Below are 23,012 nucleotides of genomic sequence, written 5' to 3'. Positions count from 1 at the left end.
CCAACCAGGTCCAGCGGATCGTGATGGCCCGCAACCTCCCGTAACGCGCACACACACGCACCGACGGCCGGTCCCGGAAGCGGCCCGGCCGTCGGCGCCGACCCCGCGCACGGATGTTAGGTTCCGGTGGATGAGCGAGAAGGAAGAGCAGGACCAGCCCATGAATGACGGGCCCTCGAAGCCGGCGATGCGCGAGGCGCTGGTGGCCGCGGCCTTCGAGCTCTTCCTGGAGCGCGGCTTCGAACAGACCACCGTCGACGACATCGTCTCGCTGGCCGGCGTCGGCCGGCGCTCCTTCTTCCGCTACTTCCCGGCCAAGGAGGACGTGGTCTTCCCCGACCACGAGCGCAGCCTCGCCGAGATGACGGAGTTCCTGGAGTCCGGCACCGGCGAGGAGGACCCGGTCAAGCACGCCTGCGACGCCGCCCGCCTGGTCCTGCGGATGTACGCCGAGCAGCCCTCCTTCTCCGTCCAGCGCTACCGGCTGACCCGCAAGGTGCCCGGCCTGCGGGCGTACGAGCTGTCCGTGGTCTGGCGCTACGAGCACACCCTCGCCGCCTACCTGCGCGGCCGCTTCGCCGACCGCCCGGACGGCCCCCTGCGCGCGGACGTGATCGCCGCCGCCGTCGTCTCCGCGCACAACCACGCCCTGCGCACCTGGCTGCGCTCGGGCGGGAAGAGCGACTGGGTGGCCGAGGTGGACGCGGCGATGGCCTTCGTCACCGGCACCTGGGGCGACCGCCCGGCCGAGGCCGCCGCCGAGGGCGAGTCCGACGACGTCGTGGTGCTGGTCGCCAGCCGCCGGGCGCCGCTGTGGCGGATGGTCCAGAGCATCGAGAGCGCGCTGGGCACCGACGCCCGCTGAGGCCCGTCGTACGGGCCCGGCAAGGAGCCCCCGCCCCGCCCACCCCGTCCCCGACCGTCACCCGGACGGCGCAGTCGCGCCCGCCGCGGCCCCGGTTGACGGCCCGTGCGCCGTGCGCGGCTCCCGGCGCCGGGCGAGACTCGGTCGCAGGACGGGGCCTCCCGGGCGGCGGGCGGCCCGGGAGCGCGAGGGAGCGGCGATGCCGACGACGTCCCGGCAGCCGGGCAGCGGCCCGACCCTGCACGAGGTGCTGCTGCACAAGGGCTACCCGCGCCTGCTGCTGATCTCGGCACTGGTCGGCATCCCGGTCTCGCTGGCGGCCTTCGGCTTCGTCGGCCTGGAGCACGAACTCCAGCACTGGGTCTGGGAGAGCCTGCCGACCGCGGCCGGCTACGGGCGCGCCCCCTGGTGGTGGCCGCTGCCCGCGCTGCTGCTGGCCGGCCTGCTGCTCGCCCCGGTCGTGACCCGGCTGCCCGGGCGCGGCGGCCACGTCCCGGTGGACGGGCTGGGCGGCCCGCCCACGCCGCCCGTCGCCGTCCCCGGCGTGGTGCTGGCCGCGCTCGCCGGTCTGCCGCTGGGCGTGGTGCTCGGCCCGGAGGCACCGCTGATGGCGCTCGGCGGCGGCCTCGCCCTGCTCGCCGTCCGGTCCGCCCGGCGGGCCGAACAGCCGCAGCTGGTGGCGGTGTTGGGGACGGCGGGGGCGGCGGCCGCGATCTCCACCATCTTCGGCAGCCCGCTGGTGGCCGCCGTGATGCTGATCGAGGCGGCCGGGCTGGGCGGCCCGCAGCTGATCGCGCTGATCCTGCCCAGCCTGCTGGCCGGCGGGGTCGGCGCGCTGGTCTTCACCGGCTTCGGCCACTGGACCGGCCTGGCGATCGGCGCGCTCTCGCTGCCGCACGTGCCGAAGAGCGGGGTCCCGGACGCGGGTGACTTCCTCTGGGGCGTCCCGCTGGCCGTCGCGATCGCCGTGGTCTGCGTGGCCGGGCAGACCGTCGGCCGCCGGGTGAAGACCCTCACCACGACCGGCACCGCCCGGCAGACGGCTCTGCGCACCGTGCTGTGCGCGGTCGCCGTCGGCGGCTGCCTCGCCGCGTACGCCCTGCTCACCGGCCGCTCCCCGGAGGAGGCCGCGCTCTCCGGGCAGGCCACCCTGGGCACGCTCGCCGCCGACCCGGCCGCCTGGCCGGTCGGCGCGCTGCTCGCCCTGGTGCTCTGCAAGGGGCTGGGCTGGTCGATCGCCCTCGGCAGCCTGCGCGGCGGCCCGATCTTCCCGGCGATCCTGCTCGGCGCGGCGCTCGGTACGGCCTGCGCGCCGCTGCCGGGCTTCGGTGCCGCGCCCGCCCTGGCCGTCGGCCTCGCGGCCTCCGGTGCCGCCGTCACCGGCCTGCCCGTCACCAGTACCGTCCTCGCGGCGGCCCTGCTCGGCGGCGAGGCGGCGAACTCGATGCCGCTGCTGATCGTGTCCACGGTGGCGTCCTTCATCACCGCGGAGGCGCTGCGCGGCCGGCCGAAGCGGGAGGCCGCCCCGGCCGGCCGCACGGAGGGCTCCGGGGTCAGCTGACCTCTGCACCCGGGCCGTCCGGGACCGCGGTCAGGTACTGCTCGATCTGCTGCTGGTTCTCCACCAACCGCAGGCACAGGTGCCGCAGTTGGGCCAGCTCCTCGGCGCTGAAGCCGCGGAAGACGGCGGCCATCGCGCGCTCGGTGGGCGCCCGGAACTCCTCCAGCCAGGCCAGCCCCTCGGCCGTCGCGGTGACCAGCACCGCCCGGCGGTCGTTCGGGTCGGGGGAGCGGCGGGCCAGACCCTCCCGCTGCAGGGTGTCCACCAGGCCGGTCGCATTGCGCGGGCTCACCCCGCCGGCCCGGGCCAACTCGCCCACCGTCAGGCCCGGTTCACCCCCTCCGTCCGCTCCACCCGTCCTGCTCGCCTCGCCGAGCCGCACCAGCACGTCCAGCGCCCCCGCGCTCAGCCCCCGTCCCCGTGATCCGTGCGCCCGCAGCTTCTCCACCGCGTGGAACGCCGAGCGTGCGGCGGCCGCCGCCTCCAGCGCCAGGGTGTCCCCGCCCTTGGTGAACACGCCCATGGCCGTCCGCACCCTGCTGTCGTACAGCCGGCCCTCGGCATCCCGCCCCAACGGGCCGGCCGCCGCTTCCTCCAATGTATGTACCTGCTTCATAATGAAGTCATTCTGCATTGTGCGGCGCGCCTGTCAAGGGGGTGGTCCGTCAACCCGCCCGCCGAGGGCGGGACTTCGATGGGAGCCGGACGTGCGATCCGCGAGAGTGCGTCGGCCGCCCGAGCCGCCAGCCAACCGTTCCCGTACGCCGGAGCCGCGTATCGGCCCGTTCGAATGACGCTGCCGAGGGACGGGGCGGGACGGGCGGTGCGGCGGCGGTCCGTGGCGGGGGGCCGATCGGGACGAGGGGTGACGGGGGAGTGCTCCAGCCGACTGATCCTGCGAGATAGGCATACGAACTGTATTTCCGCTGGTGGGATCGGCGATTCTGACGGGGCGTGAGGCCGGACGGGTCGCGGCGCCGGTTGCGGCGGGGTGCGGGCCGTGGCTGTCTGAATCGCGGCGGGGCCGACCGGCGCCGCCACTCGATCCAGAAACTCCGTGGAGGAGATTTTCATGCGTGCTCTCAAGCGAGTCGTGGCTGTCGGCGCCCTCACCGTTCCGCTGGTCCTCGGCTGCGCCGGCCTCGCCTCGGCCGGCACTGGAGGCATCGACGCGAACTACGGCAAGGGCTACTTCACCGCCAACGAGAACGGCGCCGGTCTCGCGGCCCTCGAATCCCACGTCGGCCCCGATGGCGTCTCGCACGAGGACTTCTGGATCTGGGCGGACGACAGCGGCGTCACCGGTTCCTTCACGGGTTCGGGTGCCACCTTCGTCGACCCGGCCGCGGCCCCCGCCGACGCCCCGGCCGCCGCGGTCGCCGCGCCCGCCGCTGCCCCGGCTGCGGCTCCTGCCGCGGCTCCGGCCGAGGCTGCCGCCCCCGCTGCCGCCCCGGCCGAGGCCGCGGTTCCGGCCGAGGCCGCCGCTCCGGCCGCTGCCAACGAGGGCTGACCGAGCCCTGCCACCTCGGGCGTGACCCGCACCGTCCCGTCGGGCCAGGCCCACCCGGATGCCCGGCCGGTTCCCACCGGCCGGGCATCCGCCCGTGGCGGTCGCACCACAGCGGTGACCCGCGCCACAGGGGCGATCCGCACCGGAAAAGCAGAAAGGCCCCAGATCAACTGGGGCCTTTCTTTCGGTGTCCGAGGGGGGACTTGAACCCCCACGCCCGATAAAGGGCACTAGCACCTCAAGCTAGCGCGTCTGCCATTCCGCCACCCGGACTAGGTGTCGTCCTCGCGGCTTCCGATCTCTCGTCCGTCGCGCTGACAGATGTAACTGTAGCAAAGATCGGCTTGGGGTCCCAAAACGGTTTCCGGCGGGCTCCCGGCGGGCGGGTCCGACGGGTGGCGGGGGCAAGGGGCGGCGTGTGGCGGGGGCGTGACCAGCGGGTTTCGGGAACGTGCGGGGGCTGGATCGGGATCGGGGGCTGGGGGAGGATGGGCGGACGTGCTCGTACGGCCCGGGTGCAGGTCCTGGGGGTGGCGCGCTGGTGCGTCGGTGCGGGCCCAAGACGCGAGGAGTGACCGTGAGCGAGCGGAGCGAGTCGGCGGCGCCGAAGGTGACGGCTGAGTCGGAGGTCGCCGAGATCTGTCGCGATCTGATCCGGATCGACACCAGCAACTACGGGGACGGATCCGGCCCGGGGGAGCGGAAGGCGGCCGAGTACGTGGCCGAGCAGCTCGCCGAGTTCGGGCTGGAGCCGAAGATCTTCGAGTCGGCCAAGGGGCGGGCCTCGACCGTGGTCCGGATCGAGGGCGAGGACCGTTCCCGTCCGGGCCTGCTGATCCACGGCCACACCGACGTGGTGCCGGCCAACGCGGCGGACTGGACCCACGACCCGTTCGGCGGTGAGATCGCGGACGGCTGCGTCTGGGGGCGCGGCGCGGTGGACATGAAGGACATGGACGCGATGACCCTGGCGGTCATCCGCGACCGGCTGCGCACCGGGCGCAAGCCCCCGCGCGACATCGTGCTGGCCTTCCTCGCCGACGAGGAGGCCGGCGGCACCTACGGGGCGCGCTTCCTGGTGGACAAGCACCCCGGGCTGTTCGAGGGCGTGACCGAGGCGATCGGCGAGGTCGGCGGCTTCTCCTTCACGGTCAACGACCAGGTCCGCCTCTACCTGGTGGAGACGGCCGAGAAGGGCATGCACTGGATGCGCCTGACGGTCGAGGGCCGGGCCGGCCACGGCTCGATGGAGAACGACGACAACGCGATCACCGAGCTGTGCGAGGCGGTTGCCCGGCTCGGCCGGCACCAGTTCCCGCTGCGGATCACCAAGACCGTCCGGGCCTTCCTGGACGAGCTGTCGGACGCGCTCGGGGTCGAGCTGGACCCGGAGAACATGGACGAGACGCTGCGCGTGCTCGGCGGCATCGCCAAGATGATCGGCACCACGCTGCGGAACACCGCCCAGCCGACCATGCTCGGCGCCGGCTACAAGGTCAACGTGATCCCCGGTCAGGCCACCGCGCACGTGGACGGCCGCTTCCTGCCCGGCTACGAGGAGGAGTTCCTGGCCGAGCTGGACAGCGTGCTCGGCCCGCGCGTGAAGCGCGAGAGCCTGCACTCGGACAAGGCGATCGAGACCGGCTTCGACGGGGCCCTGGTCGAGGCGATGCAGACCGCGCTGCGGGCCGAGGACCCGATCGCCCGCGCGGTGCCGTACTGCCTGTCGGGCGGGACGGACGCCAAGTCCTTCCAGGACCTGGGCATCCGCTGCTTCGGCTTCGCGCCGCTCCAGCTGCCGCCGGAGCTGGACTTCGCCGGGATGTTCCACGGCGTGGACGAGCGGGTGCCGGTGGACGGGCTGAAGTTCGGCGCCCGGGTGCTGGACCGTTTCATCGACGCCTGCTGAGCCGTTCCGCGCGGCGGTGCCCGCGCTGATCAGGTGACTGGGTCGGCCCGCTCCCGGAGTTCCGGGGGCGGGCCGACCGCATTGTCCGAGCTGATGATTGTGGGACAGGAAGAAAGAGATCGACAGAAGCGATTCTGCTCGGAATTCCAGGCCGATCATGTGTGCGAGATCTCACCGTTGCGGGTGAATGGGAGATCCACTCCGTACCCCGTTTGCCGCAGCGTCGTTCATCCCTGTGCAGCCCGCCGAACGGGTTGCGTTGTCCATACAGGAGGAATGATGAAGGTCAAGAAGATCGCCGCTGTCGCCGCCGCCACCGGTGGCCTGGTGCTCGCCGCCGCCGGTGTCGCGTCCGCTCAGGGCGGCGCCGCCGCCGAGGGTGTGGCCGCCGGTTCCCCGGGTGTCGTCTCGGGCAACCAGATCCAGGTTCCGGTGCACATCCCGGTCAACTTCTGCGGCAACACCGTGAGCGTCGTGGGCGTGCTGAACCCGGCGTTCGCCAACCACTGCGCCAACTTCTGAGTCGACCTCCGGGCCGTCGGGGCCTGTTGAGCCGGCTCACGCGAGCCCCCGGGCGGCGGACGCGCCGCGCCGGGGGCGTTCGCGTCCCCGCTGGGATACCGGATACACGGGATCCGACATGATCACTCGATCGAGTGAAGCGGGGTTTCGTTGCTCAACCTCCCCGTTGGCCTCTCGTTAACCCGTGTGCAGCCGAAGCCCTTGCGTGATTTACGGATATACGGAAATTCCGACTTTTTTGCAAGGTTCATGCCAAGGTCGACACGTCGTCTCGAAATGTCAGGGGAAAACATGAGGAAAGTAGCCAAGAAGGGGATCCTCACGGCCGTGGCCACCGGCAGTGTGCTGGCCTCGACCGCCGGCTACGCCTACGCGGGGGGCGCCGACGCGCAGGGGGTGGCCACCGGTTCACCCGGTGTCGTCTCGGGCAACTCGGTCCAGGTGCCGATCGAGGTGCCGATCAATGCCTGCGGCAACACGATCGATGTGATCGGCTTGCTGAACCCGTCCTTCGGCAACCGCTGTGCCAACGTCAACGGCGGCGGCCATCAGGCGTCCAAGCCCGCCCATGGCGGCCAGTCCGGCGCCACCGGCGCCGACCGTACCGACAGCTCCAGTGCCAGCGGGAGCCAGGGTGCCACGGCTCCGGCCAGCACCCTCCCGGCCAGCACTCTGCCGGCCAGTACCCTCCCGGCGAGTGCCGTCCCGGACGCCGCGGGTCCGGCCACCAAGGTTCCGGGTGCCGATGGCACGGGTGTCGACGTCCCGGGTGCCGGCGCCTCCGGTGTCGCCGCCAACTCGGCGGGCGTGCTCTCGGGCAACAGCGTCCAGGCGCCGGTGGACGTTCCGGTCAACGCCTGCGGCAACTCGGTGAACGTGGCCGGCGTCGGCAACCCGGCCTTCGGCAACGACTGCGCCAATGTGGAGAAGGTCGAGAAGGTCACCCCGACGCCGCCGGCCGAGGGCTGCGTGGAGACCTGCCCGACCCCGCCGCAGACCTCCTCCGAGGAGGTGACGAGCGTCGCGCGCACCGGCGTGGCTCCGGCCACCTCCGCGTCCGCGGCCGTGGCGCCCGCCGCCAAGCCGGCGCCGTCCGCCCAGCTGGCCACCACCGGTGCCGGCAACGTCGAGCTGCTCGGGGCCGCCGGCCTCGCGATGCTGCTCGGCGGCGGCGTGCTCTACCGCCGGGCCCGGGCCGGCGCCCGCTGACACGGCGGGCGGGGAACCAGGGCGCGCACTGAGCGGGACCGGTGCGCGCCCGCCCCCGGGCGTACCTGAGGAACGACGCATCCGCGGCCGCCGAGCGAACGGGCGGCCGCGGACGCGTGAGGGCTCGCTGCCGCCCGGGGCCGCTATGCCCCGCCCGTCACCAGTTCCGGACCTGCCGGATGATCCGCCGCTTCAGCCGGACCGTCCGGCTGCCGTCGGGGAACAACCGCAGCCGGTCGAGCTCCCAGTGCCCGTACTCGGCGTGCTCGGTGAGCAGTTGGCGCGCCGCGTTGCGCGTGGTGCCGCGCGGCATGCGCAGGGACTGGTACTCGTACTCCGGCTGCCGGACCGGCTTCCGTGGGGTCAAAACGCTCCTCCTGGGGATCACCTTCAGGCAAGCCTACGGCCTGCCCCGGACAGTCGGCCCGGGTATTTCCGGCCGTCCTCCCGTGCGCGGGCGACGGTCGGAACGGGTGCGGCCCCGGCCGCCGACTGACAGTGCATCAGTCCTGTTGCCACTGTGGAGGGGATACCCCGATCCCGGCGCGCGAAGCGGCAGCCGGACGGCCTCGGCGGGCCCGGCGTGCGCCCTCCGCGCCCGCTTCGCGCCGGTGGCGCGTGGGGACGAAGCGGGACGGATCGGACATCAGGGGGGAAGTTGCGGTGAAATCGCGGGTGTAGGTGACAACCGCTGTGCGTGGCGACACCGCGGGGAGATAGCGTCTGCACCATGTCTGATGCCGCGCAGCCCACCATTGCCGAGGTACGCGCCGCCGCTGAGGCGGTCAAGGCCGCCATCGACCGTCATCTGGAAGCGGTGTCAAGCCCCAACGCAGCCGATGATCCCGCCGTCACCGCCGCCTACGAGCAGCTCGCGACGGCGGCCATCGCCTACGACCAGCTCCTGTACGAGGCCTACGACGAGGTCACGCCCTTCGAGATCCCCGGGGACGAGGGCCCCGGCGGGTACCACGGCCCCGAACAGCCCGAGGCGATCAGCGTGTTGATCCGCCGTGACTACCACGTCGTCGACCCCGAGCGGCTGCGTGCCCAGGCCGAGCGGCTGGACGAGTCGCTGACCCCGGGCGGCGCCGGCGCGGGCGGGGTGAACGCCGCGATCGGCGTGCTGTTCGGCGAGTACGAGCCCGACGAGATCGCCGCCCGCAGCGAGGAGTTCGGCCTGGAGGAGGCCGACTCGACGCTCTGGGTCGCGGCCACCGAGCCGACCGAGCCGGGCGAGTGGCTGCCCGAGCCCTTCGAGCACGCCGACCCGCAGCTGCTGATCTGCCGGTTCGACGTGAGCGAGGTCTACGACGACGAGGACCCGGACGACTGACGCGGACAGGACGACCGACGCCGTGCAGGACGGCCGACGGGCGGGCCCGGGAACACCGGGGCCCGCCCGTCGTGCGTTCCGGCCGGCGGCCCGCCGGAGCGGGGCCGGCCGGAACGCCGGTCAGTACGCCGAGGCGGCGTTCTCGGCGAGGACCGCCCGCAGCCGGGTGGTGCGCGACTGCGCCTGGCGCTCGGCGACGGCCTGGACGAGCGCCGGGCCCGCCGCGTGCACCACGGACAGGTGCCGCTCGCCGCGGCCGAAGGCGGTGTAGACCCACTGCCGGGTGAGCGCCTGGGCGGCGTCCTCCGGGACCACCACGACCGCGCCCGGCCAGCGCCGGCCGACCGCCTGGTGGACGGTCAGCGCCCAGCCGTGCCGCAGCCGGGCGGCCTCGGCCGGCGGGACGGTCCGGTGCGAGCCGTCCGCGTACTCCAGGTGCAGACCGGTGGCGTCGCCGTCCAGCACCCGGGCCGGGCGGGTGACGCCGGGGGTGGGGGAGTCGACCACTCGGTCGCCCGGGTCGAAGCCGCCGAACCGGCCGGGGCCGGGGTTGAGCCGGGCCTTGGCGGCGGCGTTCAGCGCGCGGGTGCCGGCCGGGCCGCCGTGGCCCGGGGTGAGCAGCACCACCTGCTCGGCCGGGATGCCCAGCGCGCGCGGGATGGAGTCGGTGAGCAGCTGGACGGCGCGGTGGACGGCCTCGCCGGCGTCCTTGGCGGTCAGGATGACCACCTCCTTGTCCGGCGCCTCGACGGGCTGGAGCTCGCCGATGCCGACACCGGAGACCAGCTCGCCGATCGGGCCGAAGTCCGGGGTGCGGGAGGCGACCGCCGGGCAGGCCTTGGCGGCCAGCAGGTCGGCGAAGACCCGCCCGGGGCCGGCCGACCAGAGCTGCCCCGGGTCCCCGCTGAGTACCAGCCGGGTGCCGTCGGCCAGCGACTCCAGGACGACGGCGGCCAGGTCGACGTCCAGCAGCGGGGCGTCCAGCACGACCAGCAGGTCCAGGGCGAGCGTGCCGTCCGGGGCGCGGCCGGGGCCGGCGGCGCCGGAGAGCAGCTCGGCGAGGGTGACCACGGGGGCCCCGGCGCCCGCCTCGGCGAGTGCGGCGAGGGAGTCCCGGCCCTGGTCCGTCCAGGTGGCGGCCCAGGCCCGCAGCCCGAGGCCGCGGGCGGCGGCGACCAGCGCGGCCGGCTCGGCGCGGGCCGCCTCGCCGCCGGTGTGCAGCACCAGGGCGTGCTCGGCGACGGCCTTGATCAGGGCGGTCGCGGAGGAGGACGACGCGGCCTCGGCGGCGGCCGCCCAGGCGGCCGGGCCGGGGGCGGCGGGGGGCTGCTGGGCGGAGCCCTCGGCGGCCTCCGCGTGCTCGGAATCGTCGGCGTCCCCGGTCTCCTCGGCGTCCTCGCCCGGCACGAAGGTGGCCATCAGCTGGAGCAGCTTCTCGGCGAGGCTGTCCTCGGCCATCGCCAGCCCGGCCAGGGCGAGCAGCGTCCGGGTCGGCGCCTCGTCCTCCTCGTCGCCCCCCGCCGCGTGCGCCTCGGGGCCGGCCAGCTCCTCCTGGAAGGAGAGCACCCGCCCGTCCTCGACGGCGGCCTGGATCGCGGTGGCCGGCTCGGGCATCCGGAGCCGGTCGAGCCCGACCGCCACCTCGGCCAGCTCCAGGGCGGAGTGCCCGCGCAGCGCCGCCTGCTCCAGCAGCCACGGCACCAGCGCCCGGGCGCGGCGCTCGTCGCCCGGGCCGGCACCGGCGCCGAGCAGCTCCCGGGCGAAGCCGTCCGCGTGCTCGGGCCGGACGCCGGGCAGGCCCAGCACCGCCCACGGGTCCTCGCGCAGCCGTGCGGGCGCCTCCTCGCCGAGCGCGGCCACGGCGGCGGCCGCGAGGTCGGCCGGGGCGCCGCCGGCGGTCAGCACCTCGACGGTGGCGCGGAGCACCTCTTCGCGCTGCCGGTCGGACACCACCGGGGCGGGGGCGGCCGGGGCGGGGACCCGGGCCGGAGCGGGGGCGGCCGCGACCGGGGCCGCAGCGGCCGGCTCCGGCTCCCCGGGCTCCGGCTCGCCGGGTTCCGACCCGCCGGGCTCCGGGGCCTCCTCCGTCGGATCCTCCTCAGCCGGGGCTTCCGCCATCGAGGCCTCCGCCCGGGCGGCACCCGCCCGTGCGGCACGGTCCGCGGCGTCCTCCGGCTGCATGCCGCGGATCCGCTGGGCCAGCTCCGCGAACTTCGCGGCCTTCGCCTCCGGGGTCAGCTTGGCCCCGGCGGTCACCTCCGGAGCGCCGTTCCCCGTGTCAGTCATCGTCGTCCGCTCCAAAGGTCACTCCACTGCAGGTTCTGCTCGACGACCCGGGCCGGTGGTCACAGCTCCGTCCACCCCTGGTCCGGGTAGTGGTGCACCGGCGACGAGATGTCGTCCAGCGCACCACGGATCTCATCCGGAAGCGTAAGCGCCTCCACCGACAGCGCCGACTGCAGCTGGGCCACCGTCCGGGCCCCGACCAGGGCGCTCGCCACCCCGGGCCGGTCCCGGACCCAGGCCAGCGCGACGGCCAGCGGGGTGCTGGCGAGCCCGTCGGCGGCGGTGGCGAGGGCGTCCACGATCCGCCGCGAGCGCTCCCCGAGGTACGGCTGGACGAACCCGGACAGGTACGGCGAGGCGCCGCGCGAGTCCTGCGGGACGCCGTGCCGGTACTTGCCGGTGAGCACCCCGCGCCCGAGCGGCGAGCCGGCCAGCACCCCGACCCCGGCGTCCAGCGCGGCGGGCAGCGCCTCCCGCTCGATGCCGCGCTGGAGCAGCGAGTACTCCAGCTGCGCCCCGGCCAGCGGCACCCGCCCGTGGTGGGCGTGCTGCCAGGCGGCGGACTTGGCGAGCTGCCAGCCGCTGAAGTCGCAGACCCCGACGTAGCGGGCGCGCCCGGAGGAGACGGCGATGTCGAGGGCGCTGAGCGTCTCCTCGACCGGGGTCACCGGATCGAAGGAGTGCACCTGCCACAGGTCGACGTAGTCGGTGCCGAGCCGGCGCAGCGAGGCGTCCAGGGCGGCGAGCAGGTGGCCGCGCGAGCCGTCGAAGCGGCGGGCGGACTCGGGGACGCTGCCGGCCTTGGTGGCGATGACGAGCTCGGAGCGGGGGACCAGGCTGTCGGTGAGCCGGGAGATCAGGTACTCGGCGCCGCCGTCCGCGTACACGTCGGCGGTGTCGACCAGGTTGCCGCCGGCGTCGACGAACTCCTTGAGCTGCTCGGCGGCCTCCTGCTCGTCGGTGTCGCGGCCCCAGGTCATGGTGCCGAGGCCGAGTCGGGAGACCTGGAGGCCGGTACGGCCGAGGTGACGCTTTTCCATCGGACGGGCCTTCCACTGGCCGGTGGCCCCGGGAGCCCCGGCGGCCCTGTGAACGCGCAGGTGGGGAGAGCGCTCCCCACGTCGGCTGAGCGTAGCGGCCGGTGCGCGGAGAGAGGTGCAGACCCGCAGAACGATCAACAGCACCGGTGTGACCGGATCCACCCCTACCCGTCAGTAGCGTGTTCGGTGCGGGCACGGTTACCCTCGCGACCAACCCCAACCCACTGGAAGGTGCGGCAGATGCGACTCGGGATCAACCTCGGCTACTGGGGACTCGGCATGGACGCCGACAACATCGCCGTGGCCCAGGAGGCGGACCGCCTCGGCTACTCCGTCTGCTGGGCGGCGGAGGCGTACGGCTCGGACGCCGCGACGGTGCTCAGCTTCGTCGCCGCGAAGACCGAGCGGATCGACGTCGGCTCGGCCATCTTCCAGATCCCGGCGCGCACCCCGGCGATGACCGCGATGACCGCCGCGACCCTGGACACCCTGTCCGGCGGCCGGTTCCGGCTCGGCCTCGGCGTCTCCGGCCCGCAGGTGTCCGAGGGCTGGTACGGGGTGAAGTTCGACAAGCCGCTCGCCCGCACCCGCGAGTACGTGGAGATCATCCGCAAGGCGATGTCCCGCGAGCGCCTGGTGCACGAGGGCGAGCACTGGACGCTCCCGCTGCCCGGCGGCCCCGGCAAGCCGATCAAGCTCACCGTGCACCCGGTGCGCGAGCACATCCCGCTGTACATCGCCGCGATCGGGCCCAGGAACCTGGAGCTGACCGGCGAGATCGCCGACGGCTGGCTCGGCATCTTCTTCTCGCCCGAGCACGCCGCGCTCTCCCTCGACCCGCTGACGGCCGGCCGCGCCAAGGCCGGGAGGACGCTGGAGGGGTTCGACCTCTGCCCGACCGTGAACCTCGCGGTCGGCGAGGACATCAAGGCCGGCGTCGACGCCCTGCGCTCGTACGCCGCGCTCTACATCGGCGGCATGGGCAGCAAGGAGAAGAACTTCTACAACCAGCTCGCCCGGCGGATGGGCTACGAGCAGGCCGCCGACGAGGTCCAGGAGAAGTACCTCGCCCGGGACTACGCGGGCGCCGCGGCCGCCGTCCCGCACGACCTGATCGACGCCACCTCGCTGATCGGCGACACCGCCCGGATCGCCGACCGGATGCAGGCCTACGCCGAGGCGGGCGTCACCACGCTCACCCTGGCCCCGGCCGGGTTCACCCTGGACGAGCGGATCCTGGCGCTGCGCACCGGTGTCGAGGCGCTGGAGCGCGCCGGACTGGCCTGACCGGGGCCGGGTGTCCGAGCGGCCCGACCGCCTGTGGTCCGACCACCGGAGCTACAGCCAGTCGTGCCGCTTGAACACCCGGTGCAGCACCAGGCAGACCACCGTCATCAGCACCAGCACCGCCGGGTACCCCCAGATCTGGTGCAGCTCCGGCATGTGCTCGAAGTTCATCCCGTAGATGCCCGCGATCATGGTCGGTACGGCGGCCAGCGCCGCCCAGGCCGAGATCTTCCGCATGTCGTTGTTCTGCTGGACGCTGACCTGCGCCAGGTTGGCGTTCAGGATGTCGGACAGCAGCCGGTCCATGCCGTCCACCTGGTCGTTCACCCGGGCCACGTGGTCGGCGACGTCCCGCAGGTAGGGCGCGGCCTCGGGACGGACGAAGCGGGCGCCGCGCTCCAGGGCCAGCATCGGCTCCAGCAGCGGGCCGGTGGCCCGGCGCACGGACATCACCTGGCGCTTGTAGCCGTAGATCCGTCCGGCGGTGTCGCGGTCGACCCGGGAGGGGGAGAAGATGTCCGCCTCCAGTTCGTCCAGGTCGGTCTGGAGCCCGGCGGCCACGTCCATGTAGCCGTCGACGATCGTGTCGCAGACCGAGTGCAGCACCGAGCTGGGCCCGTACCGCAGCTGCTCGGGGTCCTGCTCCAGGGCGGCCCGCAGTCCGCCGAGCGGGCTGTCCTCGCCGTGCCGGACGGTCATCACGAAGTCCGGGCCGAGGAAGACCATCACCTCGCCGACCGTGACGACGTGCCCGCCGGGGTGATAGCCGAGGGTCTTCAGCGCGACGAACAGCGAGCCCTTGTACGCCTCCACCTTGGGGCGCTGGTGGGCGCTGACGGCGTCCTCGACGGCCAGCGGGTGCAGCGCGAACTCCTGGCCGACGCGGTCGAGTTCCTCGGCGGTGGGCTCGAACAGGCCTATCCAGACGAAGCCGTCCGGACCGGCCGCGCGGGCGGCGGCGAGTGCGCCGGCCAGGTCCTCGGGGGCCTCGATGCGGCGGCCGTCGTGGTAGGCGGCGCAGTGGACGATCATGCGGGCCATTGTCACCCGAGCGGGGCCGTCCGGCACGGATCCGGGGGATTCCGGTCCACCGGCCCCCGGCGGCCGGGGCGGTGGCGGACCCGGCCGCCGCGGGCCGGACGGGCGGGAAATCCGGTCTCCACGGCCGGGCCCGGAGGCCGTAGGCTGACCCCATGCCCACCCTGCTGCTCGTCCGTCACGGCCGCTCCACCGCGAACACCGCCGGAATCCTGGCCGGTTGGACCCCCGGCGTGGACCTCGACGACACCGGCCGGGACCAGGCCGCCGCGCTGGCCGGCCGACTGGCCGGCATCCCGCTGGTGCGGGCGGTCAGCAGCCCGCTGGAGCGCTGCCGGCAGACGCTGGAGCCGATGCTGGCGGTCCGGCCCGAGCTCGGGCCGCCGGCCGAGGACGAGCGGCTGGGGGAGTGCCACTACGGCGAGTGGACCGGCCGTCCGCTGGCCGAGCTGGCCAAGGAGCCGCTCTGGCGCACCGTGCAGGACCACGCCGCCGGGGCCGCCTTCCCCGGCGGGGAGTCGCTGCGCGAGCTGAGCCACCGCACGGTGGACGCGGTGCGCGAGTGGAACCGGAGGATCGCGGACGAGCACGGCGAGGACGCGGTCTGGATCGCCTGCTCGCACGGGGACGTGATCAAGGCCGTGGTGGCCGACGCGCTCGGGCTGCACCTGGACCACTTCCAGCGGATCAGCGTCGAGCCCTGTTCGGTCACCGCGATCCGCTACACCCCGCAGCGGCCCTTCGTCTTGCGGATGGGCGACACCGGTGACCTCGCCTCGCTCGCCCCCCGGCCCGGCCCGGCGGCGGCCACCCCGGCCGGCGACGCGGTGGTCGGCGGCACCGTCTAGGCCGCGCCGCCGACGGGCCGTCCGGGGAGGCGCCGTCCGCGGCGGCACCGTCCGCTTCCCCGGGTGCCACCCCGCCCGCGGCCGTCGGCTCGGCTCCCCGGCCGGAGCCCGAAGGTCGTAGGGTGACTAGCGAGTCCATCCGGCCGCGGCCCGCCCCCGGCGGAACCGCGCCGACCGACACGATCCGGAGCGAGAGCGTGCCCCGTCAGGTCTTCTTCTACGACCAGCCCGAACGGTTCGTGGCCGGCACCGTCGGCCAGCCCGGCGCCCGGGCGTTCTACCTTCAGGCCAGCGCCCGGGGCCGGATCACCAGCGTGCTGCTGGAGAAGACCCAGGTCGCGGCGCTCGCCGAGCGCATCGAGGAGGTCCTGGACGAGGCGCTGCGGCGCAGCGGCGGCGACACGTCCATCCCGGCCGCCGCCCCGAACGACCTGCTCGACACCGCGCCGCTGGACCTCCCGCTCGAGCAGGAGTTCCGGGTCGGCACCATGGCCCTGGCCTGGGACAGCGTGGACGCCTGCCTGGTGGTCGAGGCGCAGGCGCTGGTCGAGGAGGAAGAGGAGGAGGACGCCGCCGAGGCGGCCTTCACCGACGACGAGAACGGCCCGGACATGCTGCGGGTGCGGCTGTCCGGCGCGATGGCCCGGGTCTTCGCCAAGCGCGCGCTGGACCTGGTCGCGGCCGGCCGCAAGCCCTGCCCGTTCTGCAACCTGCCGCTCGACCCGGAGGGCCACCTGTGCCCGCGCGCGAACGGCTACCGGCGCTGAACACCGACACCCCGCCGCAGGCCGACCCGTCGGCCGCCGCCGCGCTGGCCGCCGACGTGCCCACCGCCCTCGCGCTGCTGCGCCAGGGCGGGCTGACGGTGCACGGGCGGCTCACCGACGCCTCCAACGCCGCGCTGTACTGCACGGTGGCGCACGGCTCGCTGAGCGCGCAGGCCGTCTACAAGCCGGTGGCCGGGGAGCGCCCGCTGTGGGACTTCCCGGACGGCACGCTGGCCGGCCGCGAGGTCGCCGCGTACGAGCTGTCCGCCGCGACCGGCTGGGCGCTGATCCCGCCGACCGTGCTGCGCGACGGCCCGCACGGGCCCGGCATGCTGCAGCTGTGGGTCGAGCCGGACCCGACGGCCGAGCCGCTGCTCGCGCTCCAGGACCCGCGCGGCCCGGAGGCGGGCTGGCTGCCGATCGTCCGGGCCGAGGTCGAGGGCGGGCGGACGGCCCTGCTGGTGCACCACGACGACCGGCGGCTGCGCCGGCTCGCCGTCCTGGACGCGGTGCTCAACAACGCCGACCGCAAGGGCGGTCACCTGATCCCGGCCGCGGACGGCCGGGTGTACGGCATCGACCACGGTGTCACCTTCAACACCGAGGACAAGCTGCGCACCCTGCTCTGGGGCTGGGCCGGCGACCCGCTGCCCGCCGAGGCGCTGGAGGTGCTGGCCCGGCTGGCCGAACAGCTGGACGGCGAGCTCGCCGAGCGCCTCGCCCCGCACCTGACGGCGGCCGAACTGGACGCCACCCGGGCCCGGGTGGCCGCGCTGCGCGGCTCCGGCCGGCACCCGCTGCCGCCCGAGGACTGGCCCGCGATCCCCTGGCCGCCGGTCTAGGACGGGTCCGGCGGGTGCCGGCCGGAGCCCGAACCGGTGCCCCGGAGCGCCGGTGGCCCGGACCGCTCGCCGAAAACGGCGGCAGATGGTCTGGACCTGTCCCCGGAACAGGTCGCACACTGCTCCGATGGATGTGCGACGGACGACCCCCACCCCCCGAACCACGCCGGACCTGCCGTTGCACCGGTTACAGGTCCCGCTGCCCCAGCTGCTCCCCTTCGCCATCGGCAGTTTCGACGCGATCGGCCCGCTCTCCCGGGCCGGCTTCCCCCACCGGCACTCGTTCTACGAGATCGTCCACGTCACCGGCGGCCACGGCGCCCACGTCCTGGACCTCGTCCACCGGCCGCTGGCGCCACCGCAGTTGTGCGTGATCACGCCCGGCCAGGTGCACTACTGGGCGGACGCCGAGGAGCTGGTCGGCCGGGTCGTCCTGTTCAACGAGGACTTCCTGCTCGGCCACCCCCAGGACCTCGCCGCCCTGCGGGCGCTGGCCACCCGCCCGGCCCTCGCGCTCGGCGACCAGGCCGACGCGGTCGCCGCGCTGCTCGCCGACATGGAGTACGAGTACCGGACCAGGGGCCCCGGCTACCAGGGCGTGCTGCGGGCCAGCCTGCACATCCTGATCGTCCGGGCGCTGCGCGCCTGCGCCCCGGCCGACCGCCCGTCGGTGCCCGGCCGCCCGGCCGAAGTGGCCGCCGCCTTCACCCGGTTGATCGCCCGGCCGGGCGGGGTGCGGCACTCGGTGGCCTCCACCGCGCAGGAACTCGGCGTCTCCCCGGGGCACTTGCAGACCCTGGTGAAGCAGGCCACCGGCCGGACGCCCGGCGGTCTGATCCGCCGCCAGCAGACCCTGGAGGCCAAACGGCTGCTCGCCTGCACGGATTTGACGATCCGTCAGGTCGCCAAGGAGGCGGGTTTCGTCGACCCGGCGTACTTCTGCCGGTTCTTCCGCCGGGAGACCGGGATGACCCCGGGGGAGTTCCGGTCCAGGGTCGACGGAAATCACCACGATCCCCGGATCATGTCCATCGCGGTCGCACCGGACGGCCCGTAACTTTGCTGGTGGCCACCGGTGGCCGGTCCGGCGCGCACGGACGGGCGGCCGGTCCGGCCCTTGTCATGCCCCCACCATGGCAAGGGCCGCCCCCACCCCCCGCCTCACGATAAGGAGACGGCGCATGCCCACGCCCGACGGCATGATCAGCCGCAAGACCGTCCTCAAGGCCGCCGCCGCGCTCGGGGCCGCCCCGCTGCTCGTCGGCGGCGGGGTCGCACTGGCCCGGGACCAGATCGGCACCGGCGAGCCGCTCGCCCTCACCCCCGAGTGCCACGACGGCGACGCCCCCACCATCGAGCAGACCGAGGGCCCGTACTTCAAGCCCAACTCCCCGCTTCGCAGCTCGATGGTCAACGACGGCCCCGGCACCCGCCTGGTCGTCAGCGGCTACGTCTTCGGTCGCGCCTGCCGGCCCATCTCCGGTGTGCTGCTGGACTTCTGGCAGGCCGACGACGGCGGCAACTACGACAACAGCGGATACACCTTCCGCGGCCACCAGTTCACCGACGCCAACGGCGCCTACAAGCTGGACACCATCGTGCCCGGCCTCTACCCGGGCCGCACCCGGCACATCCACGTCAAGCTCCAGGCCCCCGGCCGCTCGATCGTCACCACCCAGCTGTACTTCCCGGGCGAGCCGCGCAACAACACGGACACCATCTACGACGCCCGGCTGCTGATGAACGTCCGGCAGAACGGGTCGACCCGCGAGGGCAGCTACGACTTCGTGCTGAACGTGGCGCAGACCCCGGGCACGCCGAGCCCCACGCCCACCCCGACCTCCACCTCCACCGGTGGCCCGACCACGCCGCCCGGCGGGAGCTGGGCCGCGGGCACCTCGTACAACGCGGGCGACCGCGTGACCTACTCCGGCGTCTCCTACACCTGCCTCCAGGCGCACACCGCCATGGCCGGCTGGGAGCCGCCGAACGTGCCGGCCCTCTGGCAGCGGTCGTAGCGGCTCCGGCCGCTCCACCCGAGGAGCCGGGCGCCCGGTCGGCGGCAGGGCCGACCGGGCGCTCACCCATGCCCGGAGCCGGGTGCGGGGGGCGTACACCACGCGTTCCGACAGCGCCGGATCCGTGCACTACCAGTCGGGAAACTGTCGGGCAACGGTAGGAAACGAATCCAGTCGATCTTTCGTACTGGTTAGGCTTTCAAATGTTCGCAAGGTTAAAGTTGTTTCCATGCATGCCTGGCCCGCCTCCGAGGTTCCCGCCCTGCCTGGTCAGGGGCTCCCCCTCCGTATCCACGACACCGCAGCGGGCACAGTCCGGGAGGTCGTGCCGCAGGACGGCACCGCCCGGATCTACGTCTGCGGCATCACGCCCTACGACGCGACCCACATGGGCCACGCCGCCACCTACAACGCGTTCGACCTGGTGCAGCGCGTCTGGCGGGACGCCGGTCACGACGTCCTGTACATCCAGAACGTCACCGACGTCGACGACCCGCTGCTCGCCCGCGCGGTCGAGACCGGCCAGGACTGGACCGCCCTCGCCGAGCGCGAGACGGCCCTGTTCCGCGAGGACATGACCGCGCTGCGGATGCTCCCGCCGGCCCACTACATCGGCGCCGTCGAGTCGATCCCGTGGATCGTCCCGATCGTGCAGAAGCTGCTGGCCTCCGGCGCCGCCTACCACGTCGACGGCGACATCTACTTCTCGGTCGACGCCGACCCGCGCTTCGGCGAGGTCTCCGGCCTCACCCGCGAGGCCATGCGCCCGGTCTTCGCCGAGCGCGGCGGCGACCCGGACCGCCCCGGCAAGCGCAACCCGCTGGACGCCCTGCTCTGGCTGGCCGCCCGCCCGGGCGAGCCCGCCTGGGACACCGAGCTCGGCCACGGCCGCCCCGGCTGGCACATCGAGTGCGTCGCCATCGCCCTCCGGTACCTCGGGATGTCCTTCGACATCCAGGGCGGCGGCAGCGACCTCTCCTTCCCGCACCACGAGATGGGCGCCGCGCACGCCCAGGTCGCCACCGGCGCCCACCCGTACGCCCAGGCGTACGTGCACGCCGGCATGGTCGCCCTGGACGGGCACAAGATGTCCAAGTCCCGCGGCAACCTGGTCTTCGTCTCGGCGCTGCGCCGCGAGGGCGTCGACCCGGCGGCGATCCGCCTGGCGCTGCTCTCGCACCACTACCGGGCCGACTGGGAGTGGACCAAGAGCACCCTGGACGAGGCCGTCGAGCGCCTCGCCCGCTGGCGCGCCGCGGTCTCCCGCCCGGACGGCCCCTCGGCCGAGCAGCTGCTCGCCGAGGTGCGCGAGGCGCTCGCGAACGACCTGGACGCGCCCGCCGCGCTGGCCGCGGTCGACCGCTGGGCGGACCGGCAGGAGGCCGAGGGCGGCACCGACATCGGCGCTCCCGGCCTGGTGACCCGCACCGTGGACGCCCTGCTCGGCGTCGCGCTGTGACCCGGGTGCGGTAGCCCCGGCGCCGGGGCCACCGCACCACACGCCGAAGGGGCGTCAGGACCACGCGGTCCCGACGCCCCTTCGGCGTGTGCGGTACGGGCTACTCGTCCTCGGCGCCGTCCTGGCTCTCCCGGGCGCCGCCCGGCGCCTCCGGATCGGCCGGCCGCTCCGCCGTGGCGTGCCCGGCCACCGGCTTCTCGCCGGTCGGCCCGACGTTCTCCCGGCGGCGCAGGTAGCGCTCGAACTCGCGGGCGATGGCGTCGCCGGAGGCCTCCGGCAGCTCGGCGGTGTCCTGCGCCTCCTCCAGCTGCTGGACGTACTCGGCCACCTCGCTGTCCTCGGCGGCCAGCTGGTCCACGCCGAGCTGCCAGGCCCGGGCGTCCTCGGCGAGCTCGCCCGGCGGGATGCGCAGGTCCAGCAGGTCCTCGAGCTTGTTGACCAGGGCCAGGGTGGCCTTCGGGTTCGGCGGCTGCGAGACGTAGTGCGGCACCGCGGCCCACAGCGTCACGGCCGGCACCCCGGCGTGGGTGCAGGCCTCCTGGAGCACCCCGACGATGCCGGTGGGGCCCTCGTAGCGGCTCTCCTCCAGGTCTAGCCGACGGGCCAGGTCCGGGTCGGAGGTGACCCCGCTGACGGGCACCGGGCGGCTGTGCGGGGTGTCCCCGAGCAGGGCGCCCAGGATCACCACCAGTTCGACGCCCAGCTCGTGGGCGAAGCCCAGCAGCTCGTTGCAGAACGAGCGCCAGCGCATGCTCGGCTCGATGCCGCGGACCAGCACGACGTCCCTGGTCGTCGGCTCCGTCACCCGGATCACCGAGAGCCGGGTGGTCGGCCAGGTGATCCGGCGGATGCCGCCGTCCAGCCAGACCGTGGGCCGGTTGACCTGGAAGTCGTAGTAGTCCTCCGCGTCCAGCGCGGCGAACACCTTGCCGTTCCAGGTCTCGTCGAGGTGTGCCAGAGCCGCGGAGGCGGCGTCGCCCGCGTCGTTCCAGCCCTCGAAGGCGCAGACCATCACCGGGTCGATCAACTCGGGAACATCTTCCAGCTCGATCACCCAGCGTCTCCCTCCGGTCGGCGGTCGGACCTGCGCCGCCCCGGCTGGCCTGCCGGGGCGCCGACGGGCCGGCTGCCGACTGTCGAACCTCTCGTCTCCCATGGAACGCCTCGCTCCATGGTCCCTACCTGCCCAGCCTACGGGCTTTGATGCGCACCGCGGCCGGGCACCGGGACAGTCTGGGGGAGCGGACCGCCGGGATCCACCGGATATCGGCGGCGCCGGAGCTGACGGTCCGTCAGGCGTTCACCAGGGGCGGAGCGTGTTCGACCGGCGACGCGCTGTGCCCGCCGCCGCCCGGCGCGCGGGCCCGCCGGGCGCGCTACTCCGGGTCCACCCAGCCGTCGCGGTACGCCGTCCAGTGCTCGGGCAGCGCGGCGAAGTCCACGTACAGCGCGACGCCGAAGCCGGCCCGCCGCCGGTCCTCCCGGCCCAGGCCCAGCCGGACGCCCCGGACGGCGGCCCGGACGGTCTCGGCGTCGCCCCAGTGCCCCCACTTGTCGTCCCAGAAGAACGGCAGGCCCATCAGCAGGTCCACGTCGGCCGGGGTGGCCCGCAGGGCGAGTTCGGTCTGCCGGGCGACGTAGCCGCCGTACAGCGGCTCGGTGGGCATCGAGGTGTCGTAGCTCATCACCGCGATCTGGTCGACCCGGCGGGCGGTCTCGGTGAAGTACGCCTGGTCCCACCACTTGCCGTGGTCGGTGAGCAGGATCCCGGCCGTGTGCAGGCCGGGGACCGGGTCGATCTGCGGGGCCGCCACCGACAGTTTGGCGCCGCGCCCCGCGGTGACCGGGCGGACCTGGTCGAGCAGGGCCAGCCAGCCCGCCGAACCCGGGCGGATCGGCTCCATGTCGAAGTGCACCCCGTCGAAGCCGAGGTCCAGCACCTGGCGGGCGGAGGCGGTGACCCGGTCCCGGGTCGGGCCGTCCTCCAGGTCCAGGGCGTCCTTCTCCGGCTTGACCTCGTCGCCCAGCCAGCCCTGAAGCCGTACGCCGGGCAGCTCCCGGTGCACGGTGTCGGTGAACCAGCGGCCCCGGGGGTGGACGGCGGGCGGCAGCGAGCCGTCGTGCTCCAGCGGGCCGGTGTGCACGTAGAGGTCCCGGATGCCGGTGCCGGCCAGCTGCCGGCCGAGCGCGGCCACGTCGGCCTCGGTCCTGCGGCCGTCCACCCAGGCGTGGCCGAGCCAGAGCGCGTCCCGGCCCCGGGTGCGGGCGTCGGCGGCGGGCTCGCCGGTGTAGTGCAGCCGGAACAGTACGAACACCGAGCCCAGCGCGGTGGCCGGCACGGCCGCCACCAGCACCAGGGCCAGCAGTGACCGGCGCCACCACGACCACGCCCGCCAGCGGTCGCGCAGCACGCGGAACGGGGCCGTCAGGGCCCGACCGGCTCGCTGCGCGGAGGTCCCGAATCGGGCCACGCGCTTGCTCCCCCCTTGCGGTCGAACGCTCAGGATACGGAATG

General features: G+C 74.3%; 21 protein-coding genes and 1 tRNA gene. 14 read left to right on the top strand and 8 right to left on the bottom strand.

Translation table 11 applies throughout. The annotated features are described in order from the left end of the window. The first annotated feature begins 130 nt into the window (after positions 1–130). Together ACLWS4_RS24435 and ACLWS4_RS24430 are read left to right on the top strand one after the other, a co-directional pair. Complete coding sequence (locus tag ACLWS4_RS24435) at positions 131–865, top strand: TetR family transcriptional regulator (protein WP_234348735.1); 735 nt, start codon at positions 131–133, stop codon at positions 863–865. A 199-nt stretch (positions 866–1,064) separates the two neighbouring features. Beyond that, positions 1,065–2,426, top strand: a complete 1,362-nt coding sequence (locus ACLWS4_RS24430; protein ID WP_416875213.1) for a chloride channel protein — start codon at positions 1,065–1,067, stop codon at positions 2,424–2,426. On the opposite strand, the gene ACLWS4_RS24425 is transcribed toward ACLWS4_RS24430, so the two are convergent. Next, positions 2,419–3,042: a MarR family winged helix-turn-helix transcriptional regulator gene (locus ACLWS4_RS24425; RefSeq protein WP_416875212.1), complete on the bottom strand. Its 624-nt coding sequence runs from the start codon at positions 3,040–3,042 to the stop codon at positions 2,419–2,421. The two genes, ACLWS4_RS24430 and ACLWS4_RS24425, sit on opposite strands and share 8 nt — an antisense overlap. A gap of 456 nt (positions 3,043–3,498) precedes the next feature. On the opposite strand from ACLWS4_RS24425, the gene ACLWS4_RS24420 reads away from it, so the two are divergent. Beyond that, on the top strand, positions 3,499–3,936 hold the full coding sequence (locus tag ACLWS4_RS24420) for a hypothetical protein (RefSeq protein WP_387966341.1): 438 nt from the start codon (positions 3,499–3,501) through the stop codon (positions 3,934–3,936). A 188-nt stretch (positions 3,937–4,124) separates the two neighbouring features. Here ACLWS4_RS24420 and ACLWS4_RS24415 read toward each other — a convergent pair. Beyond that, positions 4,125–4,209: transfer RNA gene (locus ACLWS4_RS24415), tRNA-Leu, on the bottom strand. 304 nt (positions 4,210–4,513) lie between these two features. Here ACLWS4_RS24415 and ACLWS4_RS24410 point away from each other — a divergent pair. The 3 genes from ACLWS4_RS24410 to ACLWS4_RS24400 all read left to right on the top strand — a co-directional run bounded on the left by ACLWS4_RS24410 (position 4,514) and on the right by ACLWS4_RS24400 (position 7,576). After that, complete coding sequence (locus tag ACLWS4_RS24410) at positions 4,514–5,845, top strand: M20/M25/M40 family metallo-hydrolase (RefSeq protein WP_049659731.1); 1,332 nt, start codon at positions 4,514–4,516, stop codon at positions 5,843–5,845. Positions 5,846–6,124: 279 nt separating this feature from the next. Then, positions 6,125–6,367, top strand: coding sequence for a chaplin (locus tag ACLWS4_RS24405; protein ID WP_049659730.1), 243 nt, complete (start codon positions 6,125–6,127; stop codon positions 6,365–6,367). A gap of 327 nt (positions 6,368–6,694) precedes the next feature. Further along, positions 6,695–7,576: a chaplin gene (locus ACLWS4_RS24400; RefSeq protein ID WP_387819202.1), complete on the top strand. Its 882-nt coding sequence runs from the start codon at positions 6,695–6,697 to the stop codon at positions 7,574–7,576. Positions 7,577–7,733: 157 nt separating this feature from the next. On the opposite strand, the gene ACLWS4_RS24395 is transcribed toward ACLWS4_RS24400, so the two are convergent. After that, positions 7,734–7,943 carry a DUF5703 family protein gene (locus ACLWS4_RS24395; protein WP_037901221.1) on the bottom strand — a complete coding sequence of 70 codons (210 nt, stop codon included), beginning with the start codon at positions 7,941–7,943 and terminating at the stop codon, positions 7,734–7,736. Positions 7,944–8,306: 363 nt separating this feature from the next. Between ACLWS4_RS24395 and ACLWS4_RS24390 the strand changes: the two genes are divergently transcribed. After that, entirely contained in the window at positions 8,307–8,912 is a 606-nt protein-coding gene (locus ACLWS4_RS24390; RefSeq protein ID WP_049660402.1) for a hypothetical protein, read from the top strand. Between the two features lie 120 nt (positions 8,913–9,032). Here the strand turns inward: ACLWS4_RS24390 and ACLWS4_RS24385 are convergent, their stop codons facing one another. Together ACLWS4_RS24385 and ACLWS4_RS24380 are read right to left on the bottom strand one after the other, a co-directional pair. Continuing rightward, a complete protein-coding gene (locus tag ACLWS4_RS24385; RefSeq protein ID WP_416875211.1) occupies positions 9,033–11,198 on the bottom strand; it encodes a helix-hairpin-helix domain-containing protein in 2,166 nt (721 codons plus the stop codon). Between the two features lie 59 nt (positions 11,199–11,257). Then, positions 11,258–12,238, bottom strand: a complete 981-nt coding sequence (locus tag ACLWS4_RS24380) for an aldo/keto reductase (RefSeq protein ID WP_074002315.1) — start codon at positions 12,236–12,238, stop codon at positions 11,258–11,260. Positions 12,239–12,478: 240 nt separating this feature from the next. Between ACLWS4_RS24380 and ACLWS4_RS24375 the strand changes: the two genes are divergently transcribed. Then, positions 12,479–13,525 carry an LLM class F420-dependent oxidoreductase gene (locus tag ACLWS4_RS24375; protein ID WP_416875210.1) on the top strand — a complete coding sequence of 349 codons (1,047 nt, stop codon included), beginning with the start codon at positions 12,479–12,481 and terminating at the stop codon, positions 13,523–13,525. Positions 13,526–13,576: 51 nt separating this feature from the next. Here ACLWS4_RS24375 and ACLWS4_RS24370 read toward each other — a convergent pair whose 3' ends face one another. Then, entirely contained in the window at positions 13,577–14,557 is a 981-nt protein-coding gene (locus ACLWS4_RS24370; protein WP_049650995.1) for a magnesium and cobalt transport protein CorA, read from the bottom strand. Positions 14,558–14,718: 161 nt separating this feature from the next. Between ACLWS4_RS24370 and ACLWS4_RS24365 the strand changes: the two genes are divergently transcribed. The 6 genes from ACLWS4_RS24365 (at position 14,719) to mshC (ending at position 20,497) form a co-directional block, all read left to right on the top strand. Continuing rightward, positions 14,719–15,411 carry a histidine phosphatase family protein gene (locus ACLWS4_RS24365; protein ID WP_416875209.1) on the top strand — a complete coding sequence of 231 codons (693 nt, stop codon included), beginning with the start codon at positions 14,719–14,721 and terminating at the stop codon, positions 15,409–15,411. A gap of 197 nt (positions 15,412–15,608) precedes the next feature. Beyond that, positions 15,609–16,178 (top strand): DUF3090 family protein, encoded by a 570-nt coding sequence (locus tag ACLWS4_RS24360; RefSeq protein ID WP_049650988.1) that lies wholly within the window; start codon positions 15,609–15,611, stop codon positions 16,176–16,178. Positions 16,179–16,222: 44 nt separating this feature from the next. Beyond that, the gene (locus ACLWS4_RS24355; RefSeq protein WP_074002602.1) at positions 16,223–17,020 is read left to right on the top strand and encodes an SCO1664 family protein; all 798 of its coding nucleotides are present in this window, start codon (positions 16,223–16,225) and stop codon (positions 17,018–17,020) included. 127 nt (positions 17,021–17,147) lie between these two features. Further along, positions 17,148–18,077 (top strand): AraC family transcriptional regulator, encoded by a 930-nt coding sequence (locus ACLWS4_RS24350; RefSeq protein WP_107086412.1) that lies wholly within the window; start codon positions 17,148–17,150, stop codon positions 18,075–18,077. A 124-nt stretch (positions 18,078–18,201) separates the two neighbouring features. Then, complete coding sequence (locus tag ACLWS4_RS24345; RefSeq protein ID WP_049650986.1) at positions 18,202–19,038, top strand: carbohydrate-binding protein; 837 nt, start codon at positions 18,202–18,204, stop codon at positions 19,036–19,038. A gap of 229 nt (positions 19,039–19,267) precedes the next feature. Then, positions 19,268–20,497 (top strand): cysteine--1-D-myo-inosityl 2-amino-2-deoxy-alpha-D-glucopyranoside ligase, encoded by a 1,230-nt coding sequence (mshC, locus tag ACLWS4_RS24340; protein ID WP_074002316.1) that lies wholly within the window; start codon positions 19,268–19,270, stop codon positions 20,495–20,497. 100 nt (positions 20,498–20,597) lie between these two features. On the opposite strand, the gene ACLWS4_RS24335 is transcribed toward mshC, so the two are convergent. Both ACLWS4_RS24335 and ACLWS4_RS24330 read right to left on the bottom strand, forming a co-directional pair. Continuing rightward, positions 20,598–21,551, bottom strand: a complete 954-nt coding sequence (locus ACLWS4_RS24335) for a PAC2 family protein (RefSeq protein ID WP_049650984.1) — start codon at positions 21,549–21,551, stop codon at positions 20,598–20,600. Between the two features lie 322 nt (positions 21,552–21,873). After that, positions 21,874–22,968 (bottom strand): hypothetical protein, encoded by a 1,095-nt coding sequence (locus ACLWS4_RS24330; protein ID WP_380741658.1) that lies wholly within the window; start codon positions 22,966–22,968, stop codon positions 21,874–21,876. Positions 22,969–23,012: the final 44 nt, after the last annotated feature.

Source organism: Kitasatospora sp. SC0581 (assembly GCF_048159585.1).
Taxonomy (GTDB): domain Bacteria; phylum Actinomycetota; class Actinomycetes; order Streptomycetales; family Streptomycetaceae; genus Kitasatospora.
The sequence above is the reverse complement of the archived record's forward strand: the minus strand, read 5'-3'. Positions and strand labels throughout refer to the sequence as shown.